Genomic DNA, 16,574 nt, shown 5'->3' with positions numbered 1-16,574 from the left:
ATTCGTCGGTCACTGGACAACTCCGTACACCGTGAGCAGGGATTTCATCCGGGCCTCCGCCAGCGCCGGGTCCGGGAACAGACCCAGCCCATCGGCCAGTTCGTACGCCCGCGCGAGATGGGGCAACGACCGCGCGGACTGCAGGCCACCCACCATCGTGAAGTGCGACTGGTGACCTGCCAGCCACGCCAGGAGGACGACTCCCGTCTTGTAGAAGCGGGTCGGCGCCTCGAAGAGATGGCGCGACAGTTCGACGGTCGGGTCGAGCAGTTCACGGAAGCCCTTGGTGTCGCCCGTGTCCAGGACGCGTACGGCTTCGGCCGCGGCCGGCCCCAGCGGGTCGAAGATCCCGAGCAGGGCGTGGCTGAAGCCGTGGTCGTCGCCCGCGATCAGCTCGGGGTAGTGAAAGTCGTCGCCCGTGTAGCAGCGCACTCCCTCGGGCAGCCGCCGTCGCAGGTCGATCTCGCGCCGGGCGTCCAGCAGCGAGATCTTGACTCCGTCGACCTTGTCCGGATGCTCGGCGATCACCTGGAGGAAGGTCTCCGTGGCCGTGTCGAGGTCGCCGCTCCCCCAGTAGCCGTCCAATGCGGGATCAAACATGGGTCCGAGCCAGTGCAGGACGACCGGCTCGCGCGCCTGCCTCATGAGGTGGCTGTAGACGCCGAGATAGTCCTCGGGGGTGCGGGCGACCGCGGCCAGCGCCCGGGACGCCATGAGGATCGCCTGTGCTCCGCTGTCCTCGACGAGTGCGAGCTGTTCCTCGTACGCCGCGCGGACCGCGGCGAGATCCGCCGGGCCGGTCAGCTGGTCGGTGCCGGCGCCGCACGCGATACGGCCGCCCACCGCCTTCGCCTCCGCAGCCGAGCGCCGGATCAGCTCCGCGGCGCCCGCCCAGTCCAGCCCCATCCCCCGCTGTGCGGTGTCCATCGCCTCCGCGACACCGAGTCCGTGCGCCCACAGATGGCGCCGGAAGGCGAGAGTGGCATCCCAGTCGACAACAGCGGGACCGTCCGGTGCGGTGTCCGCGTACGGATCCGCGACGACGTGCGCCGCCGAGAAGACCGTGCGGGAGACGAGCGGTGCACTGCCTACGGAGTAGGCAGTGGGTTCGGTACGCGGCGCGTACGTACGTGGTGCGCCGTCGACGCCCGGCAGCCGGATCGTCACAGCGTCAGCTCCGGAACGTCGAGACGGCGTCCCTCTGCCGACGATTTCAGCCCCAGCTCGGCAAGCTGCACTCCGCGCGCGCCCGCGAGCAGGTCCCAGTGGTACGGCTCCCCCGCTGCGACGTGCCGCAGGAACAGCTCCCACTGCGCCTTGAATCCGTTGTCGAAGACCATGTTGTCGGGCACTTCCTGCCACTGGTCACGGAAGGACTCCGTCGCGGGCAGATCCGGGTTCCACACGGGCTTCGGCGTCGCACCGCGGTGCTGGACGCGGCAGCGCCGCAGACCCGCGACCGCCGAACCGTGCACCCCGTCGACCTGGAACTCGACCAGTTCGTCGCGGTTCACGCGGACCGCCCAGGAGGAGTTGATCTGGGCGACGGCTCCGCCCTCCAGCTGGAAGACCGCGTACGCCGCGTCGTCGGCGGTCGCCGCATACGGCTTGCCGCGCTCGTCCCAGCGCTGCGGAACATGCGTCACAACCTGCGCCTGGACGCTCGTCACACGGCCGAAGAGCTCGTGCAGTACGTACTCCCAGTGCGGGAACATGTCGACGACGATGCCGCCGCCGTCCTCGGAACGGTAGTTCCAGGAGGGGCGCTGGGCCTCCTGCCAGTCGCCTTCGAAGACCCAGTAGCCGAACTCTCCGCGCACGGAGAGGATCTCGCCGAAGAATCCGCCCTCCACGAGTCGCTTCAGTTTCAGCAGTCCCGGCAGGAAGATCTTGTCCTGGACGACGCCGTGCTTGATACCGGCGGCCTGAGCGAGGCGGGCCAGCTCGAGCGCCCCCGACACATCGGTCGCGGTGGGCTTCTCGGTGTAGATGTGCTTGCCCGCCGCGATCGCCTTTCTGACGGCCCCGACGCGGGCGGATGTGACCTGGGCGTCGAAGTAGATGTCGACCGTTCCGTCGGCGAGCACCGCATCGAGGTCCCTGGACCACTCCGTCAGGCCGTGGCGTTCGGCGATCTCACGCAGGGCGTGCTCGCGCCGGCCGACGAGGACGGGTTCGGGCCAGAGGAGATCGCCGTCGCCGAGATCCAGACCGCCCTGTTCACGGATCGCGAGGAGGGAGCGCACGAGGTGCTGCCGGTAGCCCATCCGCCCCGTGACGCCATTCATGGCGATCCACACTGTCCTGCGTGTCACGAAGGTGCCTCCATATTTCCTCGAATCCTCGATAGGGTCGCGAATCGGTTATAGCAAGCGCTTTCTATCGGCTATGACGCTAGCCTGCCGACACCAGCCCGGACAAGGGCGCGGCCCAATCTCCCTCGGAGGAAAGCGATGACAGTCACGCTGGCTGATGTGGCCGCCCGCGCCCGGGTTTCCCCGGCGACCGTCTCCCGGGTTCTCAACGGCAACTACCCCGTCGCCGCGTCGACGCGGGAGCGGGTGCTCCGCGCGGTCGACGAACTCGACTACGTGCTCAACGGGCCGGCCAGCTCGCTCGCAGCGGCCACGTCCGACCTGGTCGGCATCCTCGTCAACGACATCGCCGACCCGTTCTTCGGGATCATGGCCGGGGCCGCGCAGACCGCGATCGGCGAGGGCGCGGCAGGACGGGCGGGCGGCGAGAAGCTGGCGGTCGTCTGCAACACGGGCGGCTCGCCGGAGCGGGAGCTGACCTACCTCACCCTGCTGCAGCGGCAGCGGGCCGCCGCGGTCGTCCTCACCGGAGGGGCGCTGGAGGACCCGGACCACATCGCCGCGATGTCCGCGAAGATCGCGAGGCTCGCGGACGCGGGGACGACGGTGGTGCTGTGCGGCCGGCCGCCCATGCCGGGCGACTCCGTGACGGCGACCCTCGCCTTCGACAACCGCGGCGGCGGACGGCGGCTCACCGAGCACCTGATCGCGCTCGGGCACCGCCGGATCGGCTACGTCGCGGGGCCGGCCGAACGGACGACGACCCGGCACCGCCTCGAGGGCCACCGGGCGGCACTGGCCGCGGCGGGCATCGGCGAGGACGCGGGCGCCGGGGGCGGCGCCGGCCTGGCCGATCAGGAGCGGCTCACGATCCACGGCCCGTACGACCGCCGCTCGGGCTACGACGCCACGCTGGAACTGCTACGCCGCGACCCGGACCTCACGGCGATCGTCGCGGCCAACGACACCGTGGCACTGGGTGCCTGCGCCGCCGTACGCGATCGTGGACTGCGCATTCCGGAGGACATCTCGGTGGCCGGCTTCGACGACCTGCCGTTCTCGGTGGACGCGGTGCCGGCGCTGACCACGGTGCGGCTGCCGCTGTACGACGCCGGGGTGCGGGCGGGCCGGCTCGCGATGGGCAAGGAGGCCCCGCCGCCGGGCGGGATCGCGACGATCGGCGCGGAGCTGATGGCGAGGGCGTCCACGGCACCGCCGCGAAAGCGCTGACGGGGCGAGTGCGGGCCCGGCGAAGCAGTCGGGCTGCGAAGCGGTCGGGCGGGGCCGGTACAACCCGGCCGGCCGGCCGCCGGGCAGGTACATACGGGCCTGCCCGGCTGACGGCTGTCGGCAGCCGACTGTCGGCTGTCGGCTGACGGCTGTCGACAGCCGGGCCGGTGGACACCAGCCGACCAGTTGCCGGGGCGATGGCCGCCGAGGCGATGCGCGCCCGGCCCGTACACGCCGGGCCGGAGTTATCCACAGGCCTTGTCGGGGTGGATGCCCGAACCTACTCTTGACTCAGTCAAAGGAAAGGTCGGGGCAAGTCATGGCCGTTCATGAGATCCGCGCATTCAACCGCTTCTACACCAACCTCATCGGCGCACTCGACTACAGCAAGCACCTGTACACGCCGTACACGCTCACGGAGTCGCGCGTGCTCTACGAACTGGCCCACGCCCCACGCACCGACGCCGCCGACCTCCGGCTGGAGCTTTCCCTGGACGCCGGCTACCTGAGCCGGCTGCTCGGCAAGTTCGAGCGCGACGGCCTGGTCGAGCGGGCTCCCTCGGAGGTGGACTCGCGGCGCCAGCGCATCACTCTCACATCACGCGGGCGCGAGGCGACCGCACTGCTGGACGAGCGGTCACGAGAGGCCGTCGGCAAGCTCCTCTCCAGCGTGCCCGCGGACGACCGCACCCGTCTGACGGAAGCCATGCGCACGGTGCGGCACATACTGGGCGAGGCCCGGCCCGACCGGGACCGGCACGGCGAGGGTCCGGTGCTGCGCGATCCCGCGCCCGGCGACCTGGGCTGGATCGTCCAGCGCCACGGCGCGCTGTACGCCGCGGAGTACGGGTGGAACACGGACTTCGAGGGCCTGGTCGCGCGTATCGTCGCGGACTTCGCCCAGGACCACGACCCACATCTGGAGCGGGTGTGGATAGCCGAGCTGGACGGCCAACCGGTGGGCTCGGTGATGTGTGTACGGGACGACGCACCGGCCACCGCCCGGCTGAGGCTGCTCCTGGTCGAACCGGAAGCGCGCGGCCATGGCCTCGGGGACCGACTGGTGGGCGCCGTCGTGGATTTCGCCCGTGAAGTGGGGTACCGGGAGTTGGTGCTGTGGACCAATGACGTCCTCACCGCCGCCCACAGGATCTACCAGCGCGCCGGGTTCACACTCGTCGCCGAAAAGCCGCACCGCTCGTACGGGGCCGATCTTGTCGGCCAGGACTGGCGGCTCCCCCTCCAGGAAGGATCGCCCAAGTGAAGTTCGCCTTCTCGACCCTCGGCGTCCCTGCCATGCCCATCCCCGAGGTGGCTGCCCTTGCCGTCGCGACCGGCTATCAGGGGGTGGAGCTGCGCGCCGATCCGGAGGAGCCGGTCCACCCGGGCATCGGAGCGCGCGAACGAGCCGCGGTGGCCGAGGAGTTCGCCCGGGCCGGTGTGGAGATTCTGACGGTCGCCGGCTACGCACGGGTGGCGGCGGCGGGTGACGACGACGCCGTGCGGCAGGAGCTCAGCGAACTGCTCTTCCTGGCCAAGGACTTGGGCGCCTCGTGCATACGGGTCTTCCCGGGCGGTGGCGATCAGGATCCCGAGACGGCGGACGCGACCGCCGCCCGCCGCCTCGCCACGGCGGCGGAGACCGCAGCTGACCTGGGCGTGCGCATCCTGCTGGAGACCCACGACTCCCATCGGACGGGCGCCGCGGCGTCCCGCATCCTGGGCCGGGTCGGTCATAAGCACCTGGGTGCGCTGTGGGACGTCCTGCACCCCTGGCTGGAGCACGAGTCCCCTGCCGCCACCCATGCGGCGCTGGGTCCGTACCTCGGCTATGTCCAGGTCAAGGATGTCGCCTCGGCACAGGACCTCGCGCCTCTGCCACTCGGAGCCGGTGTCCTGCCGCTCACCGCCTGCCTGGCGCTCGCGGGCGACGACGGCTGGGTCTGCTGGGAGTACGAGAAGCGCTGGCACCCGGAAGCGGCGGAGCTGCCGGTGCTGCTGGAGGCCGGGAGGGCGCATCTGGAATCACTGCGAGGAGGTCACTGAGACGCGGGGAAACCCGCACGCCACGGTGCAGCGACTACCGCCGGAGCCGAGTACGCCTGCGCCGGACGGGCCGCCGCCGGAGCCGAGTACGCCTGCGCCGGGCGGGCCGCCGCCGCGCGGCGGGACACGGCTGGAGAGATCATCAGCCGGGGCGGCCGCAGTAGGCTGATTCTCATCGGCGACCGCGTGGAGAGTCCCCAGTGAGCCAGCACCCGCAGGACCCGCAGAACCAAGCCCCCGTCGTCATCGGTTGGAGCCACGGCGACCGCGTCGTCCGCTGGACGTACGCCGGGCAGACCGTGGAGAAGGAGTTCGCGAGTCCGACGCAGGCCGCGCTGGTCTGGGAGGGCCGGGTTCTCGTCGTCGAGGCGCTCGACGACACGCCGTACACGCCGACGGACAACGCGGTGGTGTACGAGGCCGACGGGTCGGAGCTGGCCCGGCTGAAGCCGCCGCGCGACCTGGTGGCCGACCCGTCCTGGATCTTCGGGTTCTACACGGCACATCTGGACACCCACGGGGTTCCGGTGCTCGTGATCGGGACCCAGGTCGGCGACTTCTGGGGGCATCCGGACCTGACGGCCGGCACCCTCGTCGACGTACACGAGTGGCGCTGAAGCGCGAAAGGGGGATTACAGCTTCAGGGCGACCAGCAGCACACCGCCACGGACGCAGGCCCTGAAGCGCCCGCGGCGGGCTCTTCCCGACACCCCTCCCAACACCCATCCCCTCCCCATCCCCTCCCCACGCTCTTCCCGACACCCCTCCCTACGCCCTGGCCGCGCCCCGCAACGCCCGCGCCACGCCGCACTCGCGGCCCGCCCGCGCCACGCCCGGCCCCCGTCCACCGCTGTCGCACGCCCGTCCGGCAGAATCTCTTGACTGGCAGTTACTTTCCGGATATCCGTGGCCCTTGGAAGTTTCCTTCACGGAAGGAGCACCAGTGCCCGAGCGGACCACCCCCTCCAGACGTACTCTCCTCGCCGCGACCGCCGCCGGAGCGGCATCCGTCGCCCTCTCTTCCGCCCCCGCGCATGCCGGCAACCTCACGAACAGCGCCGACCCCGACCGTCGTCACGATCGGGAGTGCGACCGTCTTCGGCAGCTCATCGCCCGGATGAGCCTGGAGGAGAAGGTCGGCCAGCTCTTCGTTATGCGGGTGTACGGACACTCCGCCACTGCTCCGGACCAGGGCGACATCGACGCCAACCTCAAGGAGATCGGCGTCCGCACCGCCGTCGAGCTGATCGGGCGTTACCACGTCGGCGGCATCATCTACTTCGCCTGGGCGCACAACACCCGCGACCCGCACCAGATCGCCGATCTCTCCAACGGCATCCAGCAGGCGGGGCTCGCCCGGCCCACGCCCCTCCCGCTACTGATATCCACCGACCAGGAGCACGGCATCGTCGCCCGCGTCGGCAAGCCCGCCACCCTGGTACCGGGCGCGATGGCGCTGGGCGCGGGCGGTTCCCGCTCCAACGCCCGTGAGGCCGCGCGGATCGCGGGCGCCGAGCTCGCCGCGATGGGCATCACCCAGAACTACGCGCCGGTCGCCGATGTGAACGTCAACCCGGCCAACCCGGTCATCGGCGTACGGTCGTTCGGCTCCGACCCGCAGGCGGTGGCCGGGCTCGTCGCCGCTCAGGTGCGCGGGTACCAGGGCTCGGGCATCGCCGCGACGTCCAAGCACTTTCCGGGACACGGCGACACCAAGGACGACAGCCACTACGCGCTCCCCACCATCCACCACACCCGCGAGCAGTGGGGTGAGCTGGATGCGCCGCCGTTCCGGGCGGCGATCGCCGCCGGGATCGACTCGATCATGACCGCGCACATCGTGGTCCCGGCGCTCGACCCGAGGGAGGACCCGGCGACGCTCTCCCACCCCATTCTCACCGGCATCCTCCGCGAACAGCTCGGCTACGACGGCGTCGTCGTCACCGACTCCCTCGGCATGGCGGGCGTTCGGCAGAAGTACGGGGACGACCGCGTGCCCGTACTCGCCCTGAAGGCAGGCTGCGACCAGTTGCTCAATCCGCCGGACCTGGCCGTCGCATGGAACGCCGTGCTCCAGGCCGTCAAGGGCGGCGAGCTGACGGAAGAGCGCATCGAGGAATCGATCCTGCGCATCCTCCTCCTGAAGTCGAAACTGGGGCTGTTCCAAGACCCGTTCGTCTCGCACGACGGCGTGGACCGCATCGTCGGCACCCGGTCCCATCTGGCCGCCGCCGACCGGATGGCCGAGCGGACGACGACCCTGCTGGCCGACGACGGACGGCTGCTGCCGCTGTCCCGCCGCCGCCACCGGAACGTGCTGGTCGTCGGCGCCGACCCGGCCTCCCCCTCCGGCACGACGGGCCCGCCGACCGCCACCCTCGCCAGGGCCTTCACCGAACTGGGCTTCACCGCCGCGGCGTTGTCCACCGGCATCACCCCGACTGCCGCCAAGATCGAGGAGGCGGTGGCGGCCGCGGCCGGGAAGGACGTCATCATCGTCGGTACGTACAACGTCTCGGCGACCAGCCCCCAGCGCACCCTCGTGTCCCGGCTGGTCGCGACGGGTGTACCGGTGGTCACGGTCGCCATCCGCAATCCGTACGACATCGCCCAGCTGACCGGCACCGGTTTCGCGGCCTCACTCGCCGCGTACAGCTGGACGGATGTCGAACTCCGGGCAGCCGTAAGGGTGATCGCGGGCCGGGCCGAGCCCGAGGGCAGACTGCCCGTGCCCGTGCAGCGCGCGGACGATCCGACGCAGGTGCTGTACCCGGTCGGACACGGGCTGACGTATTAAGGCGTAGCGCGGTGTACGCCGCGCAACCTGCGCACCACCCCCACGCGGCGGAAAGCCCCCTGCTCCCCTGGCGTGCGCCCGCCCCGACGGGTCACGCTGGACGGACCGATCGGGGGGAACATGCGATTACGGCGTCTGGGCGTGGGGGTGGTGTGCGCTCTCGTCCTCACCGGCCAGGTCGTCGCCTGCCAGCAGATGCCCGGAGGCAATGCTTCTGGCTCCGGGATGGCCCGGGCGACGGAGACCGTGACGCCGTCCGGGTACGGGGCGGTGTTCCTGGGGCCCGGCGACTGCAGCAGCCGGGGCCGGGCCGACGTCCGTGAGGTGCCCTGCACCAGCGAGAAGGCGGCGGCCAGGGTGATCACGCGGTACGAGGGACGGCCCTCGGCGGGGCCCGCATGCCCCGCCGCCACCGACTTCGTACTGCACATCTCGGAGAGCCGGCCCGCGCTGGACGAGGACGGAGACGGGGCGGTGCCGCAGGGGTATGCCTGCATGCGCAATCTGGAACCACCGCATCCGGGCGACCCCGGCGGTGGCGGTGGACCGCACACCGTCGTCGGTGACTGCGTCTCCACCTCTCGCAAGGGGCAGGTGAAGGAATCCGCCTGCGACGGTTCGGGCGAGCAGCGGCCCGAGTTCGAGGTGGCGTCGGCGGTGGACGAGCGGGCCCAGTGCCCGCCGTCGACCGATCTCTACGTGCAGCTCGACGGCGAAAGGCCGGTGGGCTGTGCCCGTCGCCTCTGACCCAGCGGCGACGGGCACAGCACGCTACGGCCGCAGAGCGAACGGCTCGCGCTCGATGTCCTGCTTGTCGAGCTTCGCGTCGTACCGCGTCAGCCGCTTCGCCAGCTCCGGGTTCTGCTGAACGGCGGCCGGGGCCACGCCCGCCCACTCCAGGATCCGCGCGGTCGCCTTCGTGCGGTCCGCGTCCCGCAGACCCGCGACGCTGGCGCCGTGATTGCCGCCGTACTCGGTGAAGACGTAAGCGTCACGCGAGCCCTTGCCGGTGCGGAAGCGCTCCGCGCCGTACGGGTCGTTCTCGCCGTACACCCACATCATGTGCTGGGCGTTGTGACGCACCCAGGTGTCGACGCTCGCCATCGCCCGCCGGTCGAACGCCGGCATCGGGATCGCGCGGGGCACGTACGACCGGGGAGTGAAGTAACCCGGGTACCGCAGGACGTCCTTGAGCTGCGGGTAGGTGAGCGTGGGCGCGCCGAGCTGGGTGCCAGCCTGGTAGTAGTACGGCGTGTACGGCTCCAGACCCTGGTCGGTGTAGGAGGCGAAGCCGGAGATCGCGTCGAGGGAGTCGTAGATCTCCTGGTCGGTGGCGGTCTTCGCGTCCGGTACGGATGCGCAGTCGGCGAGCAGGCTGTACTGCCAGAAAGCCCATGCGTAGTCGGAGACGAGGCTCTCGTACGCCTTGTCGAGCGAGCCGATGGTACGGAAGGTGCCGTCGTTCGCGGTGGCCCACTCCTGGTACTTGGCGGTGATCGCGGCCCGCCGCTTGCCGAGTGCCTCGCGCTGGACGGCGGTCAGCCGGTCGCGGCACTCCTTGGTGCCGACCTTCTCGAAGAACCGGTCGTACGCCGAGTCCTCCTTGTCGCTCACGTCGTTGGGTGCGACGTACGCGACGATGCCGTCCATGTCCCGCGGGTAGAAGCGTTCGTAGTACGTGGCCGTCATCCCGCCCTTGGAGATGCCGGTGGCGATCCACTTCTTGGCGTAGATCTTCTTCAGCGCGGCGAATACACGGTGCTGGTCGCTGGCGGCCTGCCAGATGTCGAGCTTGCTCCAGTCGGCCGGGCTGGGCCGGGACGGGGTGAAGAAGCGGTACTCCATGTCGACCTGATTGCCGTCGACGATCTGGGTGGGCTCACGGCGTCGGGGGTTCGTACCGACTGCGTAGCCGCTGGTGTAGAAGACGGTGGGGCGGGCGGTGTCCTTGTGCAGCAGGGTGATGCGCTGCTGGAACGTGCCCTTGGACGGCTGCCGGTGGTCGACCGGCTGGGTGTAGTTGAGGACGAAGTAGCGATAGCCGGGGTACGGCTTCTCCTCGATCAGGCTCATCCCGGGGATCGCGAGGATCCGGTCCTTGATGTCCGAGACCGGGCCTGAAGTGGTGGCCGGATCGGCGGCGGTGGCCGCGCTCGCCGTCGTGCCTGCCATGCCTATGAGCATGACGAGCGACAACAGCCATCTCAGCGCCTTGCGCATGCACCCTCCCCTTGGTTCACAGCGGTCGCGGTGAACCTAGCGGGGGTAACACCCGTACCGCCAGACCCAGTTGTACCGGCGGGCGGGAGTCAGCCGGCGCAGTCGGCGCGTGGTGCGGCTTCAGCGGTCAGCGGTCAGCGGTCAGCGCAGGATCAGCGCGGCGTGCGGCACAGGATCAGCGGACCCGTACGGCGAGCGGCACGCTCAGCACAGGATCCAGCCCGTCGAGGCGCTCCTCCCCGCAATCGCGCCCGAGACGCGGACGCATCGGTTGAGTGCGTACACGGTGACCGGGCCGGCCTGCCGGGTGAAACGGCCCTTGTCGACGGCTGCCCGACCGCCGCGCGGCTGGAGCGACACCGACATCGCCCGCCGAGCGCCGGGCTGTCTGGCGACCGTGAGGGCGCACACGTACTCCCGCTTCTTGTAGATGCGCAGCTCCCCCGTGGCGAACTTCTTTGTCTTCACAGGGCGCCCGGAGCAGGCGGACATGGCCTCCGCCCGCTGCGTCGCCGGGCCCGTCAGCGACAGGGCCACCACGACCGCGAGTACCGCGAGTATGTGCACCAGCAGTTTTCCGAACACTCTTGCTCCCCTCCCGCACCACGCCGTACTGACGTACGACGCAGCGAACGCCCGCGCGGTTTCCTCCGGGCACCATCGCTCGGTCACGCACACTCGGGCTCGGCCCGCTGTGCCCCGGCGCACTCCTGAACTCCCACGCAGCCCGGTACTCCCACGCGTCCCTGAACTCCCACGCAGCCCGGTACTCCCACGCGTCCCTGAACTCCCACGCAGCCCGGTACTCCCACGCGTCCCTGAACTCCCACGCAGCCCTGAACCCCCACGCGCCCCTGCCCTTGAACTCCGACGCGTCCCTGAACTCAGGCCGGAGTGGGCGCCTCCGCGCCGATGAACGTCCGCCACAGCTCGGCGTACCGGCCGCCCAGCGCCAGCAGTTCGTCGTGCGTGCCGTCCTCGACGACCCTGCCGTGGGCCATCAATACCACCCGGTCCGCGCGGGCCGCCGTGGTGAGGCGGTGGGCGACGACGAGCGTGGTGCGCCGGCCGGTGAGCCGGTCGGTGGCCTGGTTGACCTGCGCCTCGGTGGCCAGGTCGAGCGCGGCGGTCGCCTCGTCGAGCAGCAGTACGTCCGGGTCGACGAGCTCGGCCCGGGCCAGGGCGATGAGCTGGCGCTGGCCGGCCGAGAGGTTGCGGCCGCGCTCGGCGACCTCGTGCAGGTAGCCGTCCTCAAGGGTGGCGATCATGTCGTGGGCACCGACCGCGCGGGCGGCCGCCTCCACTTCGGCGTCGGTCGCTCCGGGACGCCCGTACGAGATGGCGTCGCGGACCGTACCGGCGAAGAGGTACGCCTCCTGCGGGACGACGCCGAGCCGGTGGCGGTACGCGGTGAGGTCGAGGTCGCGCAGATCGGAACCGTCGACGGTGACCCGGCCCGACGTCGGGTCGTAGAACCGCGCCACCAGCTTCACCAGTGTCGACTTTCCGGCGCCGGTCTCGCCGACGAAGGCGACGGTCTGCCCGGCGGGGATGCGCAGATCGACGCCGGTCAGGGCGGCTTCCGCCGCGCCGTCGCCGTCGCCCCCGTAGGCGAAGCTGACGTCCTCGAAGGCGATCTCGCCGTGCAGCGACCGCACGTCCAGGGGTTCGCCGGCCTGCGCCGTCGACGTCGGCTCCCGCAGCAGCTCCTGGATCCGGCCCAGCGACACCGTCGCCTGCTGGTAGCCGTCGAAGACCTGCGACAGCTGCTGCACGGGCGCGAAGAAGAGGTCGATGTAGAGGAGGTACGCGACCAGCGCGCCCGTCGTGAGCGTGCCGGCCTCGATCCGGCGTGCGCCGACGACCAGGACGGCCGCAGCGGCCACCGAGGCCAGCAGCTGGACGAACGGGAAGTACACGGAGATCAGCCACTGGCCGCGCACCCGCGCCTCGCGGTAGCTGGTGCTGCGCTCCACGAACCGCTGGTTTCCGGAGCGCTCGCGGCGGAACGCCTGGACGATCCGCAGCCCGCTGACCGACTCCTGGAGGTCGGCGTTGACGACGCTGATCCGCTCGCGGGCCAGCTCGTACGCCTTCACCGACCGGCGGCGGAAGAAGAACGTGCCGACGATCAGTACCGGCAGGGTGGCGAAGACGACCAGCGCCAGTTGCACGTCGATCACGACCAGCACGACCATGATGCCGAAGAACGTGACGACCGAGACGAACGCGGTGACGAGTCCGGTCTGCAGGAACGTGGACAGAGCGTCCACGTCCGTCGTCATCCGGGTCATGATCCGGCCGGTCAGTTCGCGCTCGTAGTAGTCGAGGCCGAGCCGCTGGAGCTGAGCGAAGATCTTCAGCCTGAGCGCGTAGAGGATGCGTTCGCCGGTGCGTCCGGTCATCCGGGTCTCGCCGATCTGGCCCGCCCACTGGACGAGCACCGTGACCAGCGCCAGGGCGGAGGCCGCCCACACCGCGCCGATCGCCACCCGCTCGACACCGTCGTCGATGCCGTGCCGGATCAGCACCGGAAGCAGCAGACCCATGCCCGCGTCGACGGCGACGAGCAGCAGGCTGACCAGCAGCGGCAGGCCGAAGCCGCGCAGCAGCCGGCGCAGCCCGTACGACTCCTCGGGGGTCACGGCCCGCGCCTCGTCGACCCCGGGGGTGTCGTCGGCCGGCGGGAGCGCCGCGACCTGGGCGAGGAGTTCGGGGGTGGCACCGGCCACCGCGTCCTCCTCGGCCTCTTCCTTGCGGACCCAGAGCGGGGGTGTGATGCCGCGCTCGGCGTCGAACTCGGCGTCCATCTCGGCCCGGAGCGTGCGGTCCTCGGGGATCTCGACGGGGACGGTGCGGCCCGGGGAGACGCCCATCCCGTCGGGGTCGGTCAGCAGCCGCCGGTACAGCGCGGAACGTTCCTGCAGCTCGTCGTGGGTTCCGATGTCGGCGAGCCGGCCGTCGTCGAGGACTGCGATCCGGTCGGCGAGGCCGAGGGTGGAGCGGCGGTGGGCGATCAGCAGCGTCGTACGGCCGGCCATGACGCCGCGCAGCGCCTCGTGGATCTCGTGCTCGACGCGCGCGTCGACGGCCGAGGTCGCGTCGTCGAGGAGCAGCAGCCGGGGGTCGGCGAGGATGGCCCGGGCGAGGGCGATGCGCTGGCGCTGGCCGCCGGAGAGGGTGAGGCCGTGCTCGCCGACCGTGGTGTCGTAGCCGTCGGGAAGCTCGTCGATGAAGCGGTCCGCCTGTGCGGTGCGGGCCGCCTCTCGGATCTCGTCGTCCGTCGCGTCCGGTTTTCCGTACGCGATGTTGGAGCGGACGGTGTCGGAGAAGAGGAAGCTGTCTTCCGGTACGAGGCCGATGGCGGCCCGCAGCGAGTCCAGCGTGAGCTCGCGGACGTCGTGGCCGCCGACGAGGACGGCTCCGTGTGTGACGTCGTAGAAGCGGGGCAGCAGCAGCGAGACGGTGGACTTGCCGCTGCCGGAGGAGCCGACCACCGCCACGGTCTCACCGGGGCGCAGCTCCAGCGAGAAGCCGGCCAGCACCGGCCGCGAGCCCTCCCCGTCCCCGTAGGCGAAGCTGACGTTGTCGAACTCGACGGTCGCCGGGGCGTCGGCCGGGAGTTCCTTCGTACCGTCCTTCAGGGTCGGCTCGGTGTCGATGAGCTCCAGGACCCGCTCGACACCGGCCCTGGCCTGCTGTCCGACGGTGAGCACCATGGCCAGCATCCGCACCGGTCCGACCAGCTGGGCCAGATAGGTGGAGAAGGCGACGAACGTACCGAGGGTGATCTGTCCGTGGGTGGCCAGCCAGCCGCCGAGCGCGAGCATGGCGACCTGTCCGAGCGCGGGGACAGCCTGCAGGGCGGGGGTGTACTTGGCGTTGAGCCGGATGGTGCGCAGCCGGCCGGCGAAGAGCGTGCGGCCGACGTCCCTGAGCTTCGCGGTCTCCTGTTCCTCCTGGCCGAATCCCTTGACGACGCGGACGCCGGAGACGGCTCCGTCGACGACTCCGGCGACGGCGGCGGCCTGCTGCTGCGCGTACCAGGTGGCGGGGTGCAGCTTCACCCGGCTGCGTTTGGCGATGAACCAGAGAGCAGGTGCGACGGCGACAGCGACGAGGGTGAGCGGCAGGGACAGCCAGGCCATGATGACCAGGGATATGAGGAAGAGCAGGACGTTCCCGATCGTCATCGGGAGCATGAAGAGCAGACCCTGGATGAGCTGGAGGTCGCTGGTGGCACGGCCGACGACCTGGCCCGTGGAGAGTTCGTCCTGACGGCGCCCGTCGAGCCGGCTGATGGTCCTGTACATGTCGGTACGGAGGTCGTGCTGGACGTCGAGGGCGAGCCGGCCGCCGTAGTAGCGGCGTATGTAGGTGAGGACGTAGATGACGACGGCGGCCGCTACGAGCAGTCCGGTCCACACGTACAGCGACCGGCTGTGACCGCCGATGACGTCGTCGATGACGACTTTGGTGATCAGCGGAACGCCGGCCAACACCGCCATGCCGGCGAGGGACGATCCGAGTGCGAGCACCACGTTCCGCCGGTACCGCCAGGCGTATCCGGCCAGCCGCCGTGCCCATGAATGCTCTGCCGCCGCCGTCACCAAAAGCCTCCCGTTGTTCCGTTCCGCCGGAAGGCACCAACGCGGGCGCGATCGGATTTCATCCCGTTGCAACAAGCCGCAACGGGCCGCAACGAAGTACGGTCCCCGGTCCTAGGACCAGGGACCGTCTCCATCGTGGCTCATCTGCCAGGTCAGGGCCTTCCGATCTGCCGGGACAGGGCTTAGCGGAGCGCCGGGTTCGCGGACACCGCGTCCTGCGCCGGGCGGCCCGGGACCGCCGGAATCGCTTCCTGCGGAGTGGCGGTCGGCGTGTAGCCGAGGCGCGCGGTGGGGTTGAGGTCCTTGTGGACGGCGCGGGCGACGGCCTGGATGGTGTTGATGCCGTCGGTCATCGTCGCGTTGTCGTGCGTGAGCACGGTGATCTGGTAGTTGTGCGCCGTTCCGGTGAACGCGCCGATCGAGTGGACGCGCCAGCCGTGGGTGGACCGGAACAGCCAGCCGTTCTTGACGTGGATCTTGGCGGTGGAGGGGGCGCCGGCGGGGGTGCCCCAGCGCTGCGACGCGATGACGGCGTTCATCAGCTGCAGGATGTAGCCGCGCGAGGCGTCCGTGAGCACGGTGTTCTTCGCGGTGATCAGCGCGAGCAGTTTCTGCTGGTCACGCGCGGTGATCTGGGTGAGCCCCCAGTAGCCGCCGGAGCCCGGGACGGTCTTGGTCATGCCGGCGGCGGTGAGGAAGCCCTTGACCTTGGTCACCCCGAGCTGGCGCCAGAGTGCGCTGGTGGCGTCGTTGTCCGACTTGGTGATCATGGCTGTGGCGCGTGACTTCTCGGTGGCCGTCAGCGCTCGGCCGCTCTTCTGCGCGTCCCAGAGCAGGGTGGCGAGCACGGTCGCCTTGACGACGCTGGCGGAGTCGAACTGCTGGTCCGGCCGCAGCACACAGCTGGTCTTGGTGATCCGGTCGTTGACGAGCACGGCGGTCGTCGAGGCGCGGCCCTTGAGGGCGGCGGTGATGTCCGTGACCAGCTTGGCGGCGAGGCCCGCCTTCTGGGAGGTGCAGGCCACGACGGGCCCGGCCGCGGCGGCCGGCGTAGCGGTGGCGGCAGTCGGCAGGAGTACGCCGAGGGCGACCGCCGCGCAGAGGGCCCCGCGGCTGCGGCGGGGTATGGGGTTTCTCTTCACGCCTCACATGACTCCGCAGCACCCGAAAGGTTGTATGGAACCTGGGCGCCGCAGGGAGTCGTACGTCTCATCGGCGCGGCAGCCGCACGGTCGTCGGCACTCGGTACAACGGGGGTGGTCCGGGCGGCGTTCTGGTGGCCGTCGCCGGCCAGGAGGAGCCGGAGGCGGCCTGGTCGGGCCCGCGCGAACTCACCCGCGGGTCACTCATGAAGTG

12 protein-coding genes are annotated in these 16,574 nt (G+C 70.6%); 6 read left to right on the top strand and 6 right to left on the bottom strand.

Annotated features, from left to right (window positions below; genetic code table 11):
* Positions 1-9 precede the first annotated feature (9 nt).
* Entirely contained in the window at positions 10-1,167 is a 1,158-nt protein-coding gene (locus ACWGI8_RS02870; protein WP_453658050.1) for a dihydrodipicolinate synthase family protein, read from the bottom strand.
* Positions 1,164-2,315, bottom strand: coding sequence for a Gfo/Idh/MocA family protein (locus ACWGI8_RS02865; protein ID WP_453658048.1), 1,152 nt, complete (start codon positions 2,313-2,315; stop codon positions 1,164-1,166). The genes ACWGI8_RS02870 and ACWGI8_RS02865 overlap by 4 nt, the downstream gene beginning before the upstream one ends.
* Positions 2,316-2,453: 138 nt before the next feature.
* Here ACWGI8_RS02865 and ACWGI8_RS02860 point away from each other — a divergent pair, with 138 nt between their 5' ends.
* The 6 genes from ACWGI8_RS02860 to ACWGI8_RS02835 all read left to right on the top strand — a co-directional run bounded on the left by ACWGI8_RS02860 (position 2,454) and on the right by ACWGI8_RS02835 (position 9,135).
* Positions 2,454-3,545, top strand: coding sequence for a LacI family DNA-binding transcriptional regulator (locus ACWGI8_RS02860; protein WP_453658046.1), 1,092 nt, complete (start codon positions 2,454-2,456; stop codon positions 3,543-3,545).
* Between the two features lie 319 nt (positions 3,546-3,864).
* A complete protein-coding gene (locus tag ACWGI8_RS02855) occupies positions 3,865-4,809 on the top strand; it encodes a bifunctional helix-turn-helix transcriptional regulator/GNAT family N-acetyltransferase (RefSeq protein WP_453658044.1) in 945 nt (314 codons plus the stop codon).
* Positions 4,806-5,591 carry a sugar phosphate isomerase/epimerase family protein gene (locus ACWGI8_RS02850; RefSeq protein WP_453658042.1) on the top strand — a complete coding sequence of 262 codons (786 nt, stop codon included), beginning with the start codon at positions 4,806-4,808 and terminating at the stop codon, positions 5,589-5,591. Before ACWGI8_RS02855 ends, ACWGI8_RS02850 begins: the two co-directional genes overlap by 4 nt.
* 200 nt (positions 5,592-5,791) lie before the next feature.
* Positions 5,792-6,208 (top strand): hypothetical protein, encoded by a 417-nt coding sequence (locus ACWGI8_RS02845; protein ID WP_453658040.1) that lies wholly within the window; start codon positions 5,792-5,794, stop codon positions 6,206-6,208.
* A 326-nt stretch (positions 6,209-6,534) separates the two neighbouring features.
* Positions 6,535-8,388, top strand: coding sequence for a glycoside hydrolase family 3 protein (locus ACWGI8_RS02840; RefSeq protein WP_453658038.1), 1,854 nt, complete (start codon positions 6,535-6,537; stop codon positions 8,386-8,388).
* A gap of 120 nt (positions 8,389-8,508) precedes the next feature.
* Complete coding sequence (locus ACWGI8_RS02835; RefSeq protein ID WP_453658036.1) at positions 8,509-9,135, top strand: hypothetical protein; 627 nt, start codon at positions 8,509-8,511, stop codon at positions 9,133-9,135.
* A 24-nt stretch (positions 9,136-9,159) separates the two neighbouring features.
* On the opposite strand, the gene ACWGI8_RS02830 is transcribed toward ACWGI8_RS02835, so the two are convergent.
* The 4 genes from ACWGI8_RS02830 to ACWGI8_RS02815 all read right to left on the bottom strand — a co-directional run bounded on the left by ACWGI8_RS02830 (position 9,160) and on the right by ACWGI8_RS02815 (position 16,360).
* Positions 9,160-10,608 carry a S28 family serine protease gene (locus ACWGI8_RS02830; RefSeq protein WP_453658034.1) on the bottom strand — a complete coding sequence of 483 codons (1,449 nt, stop codon included), beginning with the start codon at positions 10,606-10,608 and terminating at the stop codon, positions 9,160-9,162.
* A 204-nt stretch (positions 10,609-10,812) separates the two neighbouring features.
* Positions 10,813-11,193, bottom strand: a complete 381-nt coding sequence (locus tag ACWGI8_RS02825; protein WP_453658032.1) for a hypothetical protein — start codon at positions 11,191-11,193, stop codon at positions 10,813-10,815.
* 299 nt (positions 11,194-11,492) lie between these two features.
* Entirely contained in the window at positions 11,493-15,218 is a 3,726-nt protein-coding gene (locus ACWGI8_RS02820) for an ABC transporter ATP-binding protein (RefSeq protein ID WP_453658030.1), read from the bottom strand.
* A gap of 182 nt (positions 15,219-15,400) precedes the next feature.
* Complete coding sequence (locus ACWGI8_RS02815) at positions 15,401-16,360, bottom strand: serine hydrolase (RefSeq protein ID WP_453658028.1); 960 nt, start codon at positions 16,358-16,360, stop codon at positions 15,401-15,403.
* Positions 16,361-16,574 lie beyond the last annotated feature (214 nt).

The organism is Streptomyces sp. NPDC054841 (genome assembly GCF_053611045.1).
This window is presented reverse-complemented; position numbering and strand designations above follow the sequence as displayed.

Bases quoted from the DNA above. Each gene is read 5' to 3' on its own strand.
- ACWGI8_RS02855 (WP_453658044.1), top strand. From the start codon at position 3,865: ATGGCCGTTCATGAGATCCGCGCATTCAACCGCTTCTACACCAACCTC.
- ACWGI8_RS02860 (WP_453658046.1), top strand. From the start codon at position 2,454: ATGACAGTCACGCTGGCTGATGTGGCCGCCCGCGCCCGGGTTTCCCCG.
- ACWGI8_RS02835 (WP_453658036.1), top strand. From the start codon at position 8,509: ATGCGATTACGGCGTCTGGGCGTGGGGGTGGTGTGCGCTCTCGTCCTC.
- ACWGI8_RS02830 (WP_453658034.1), bottom strand. From the start codon at position 10,608: ATGCGCAAGGCGCTGAGATGGCTGTTGTCGCTCGTCATGCTCATAGGC.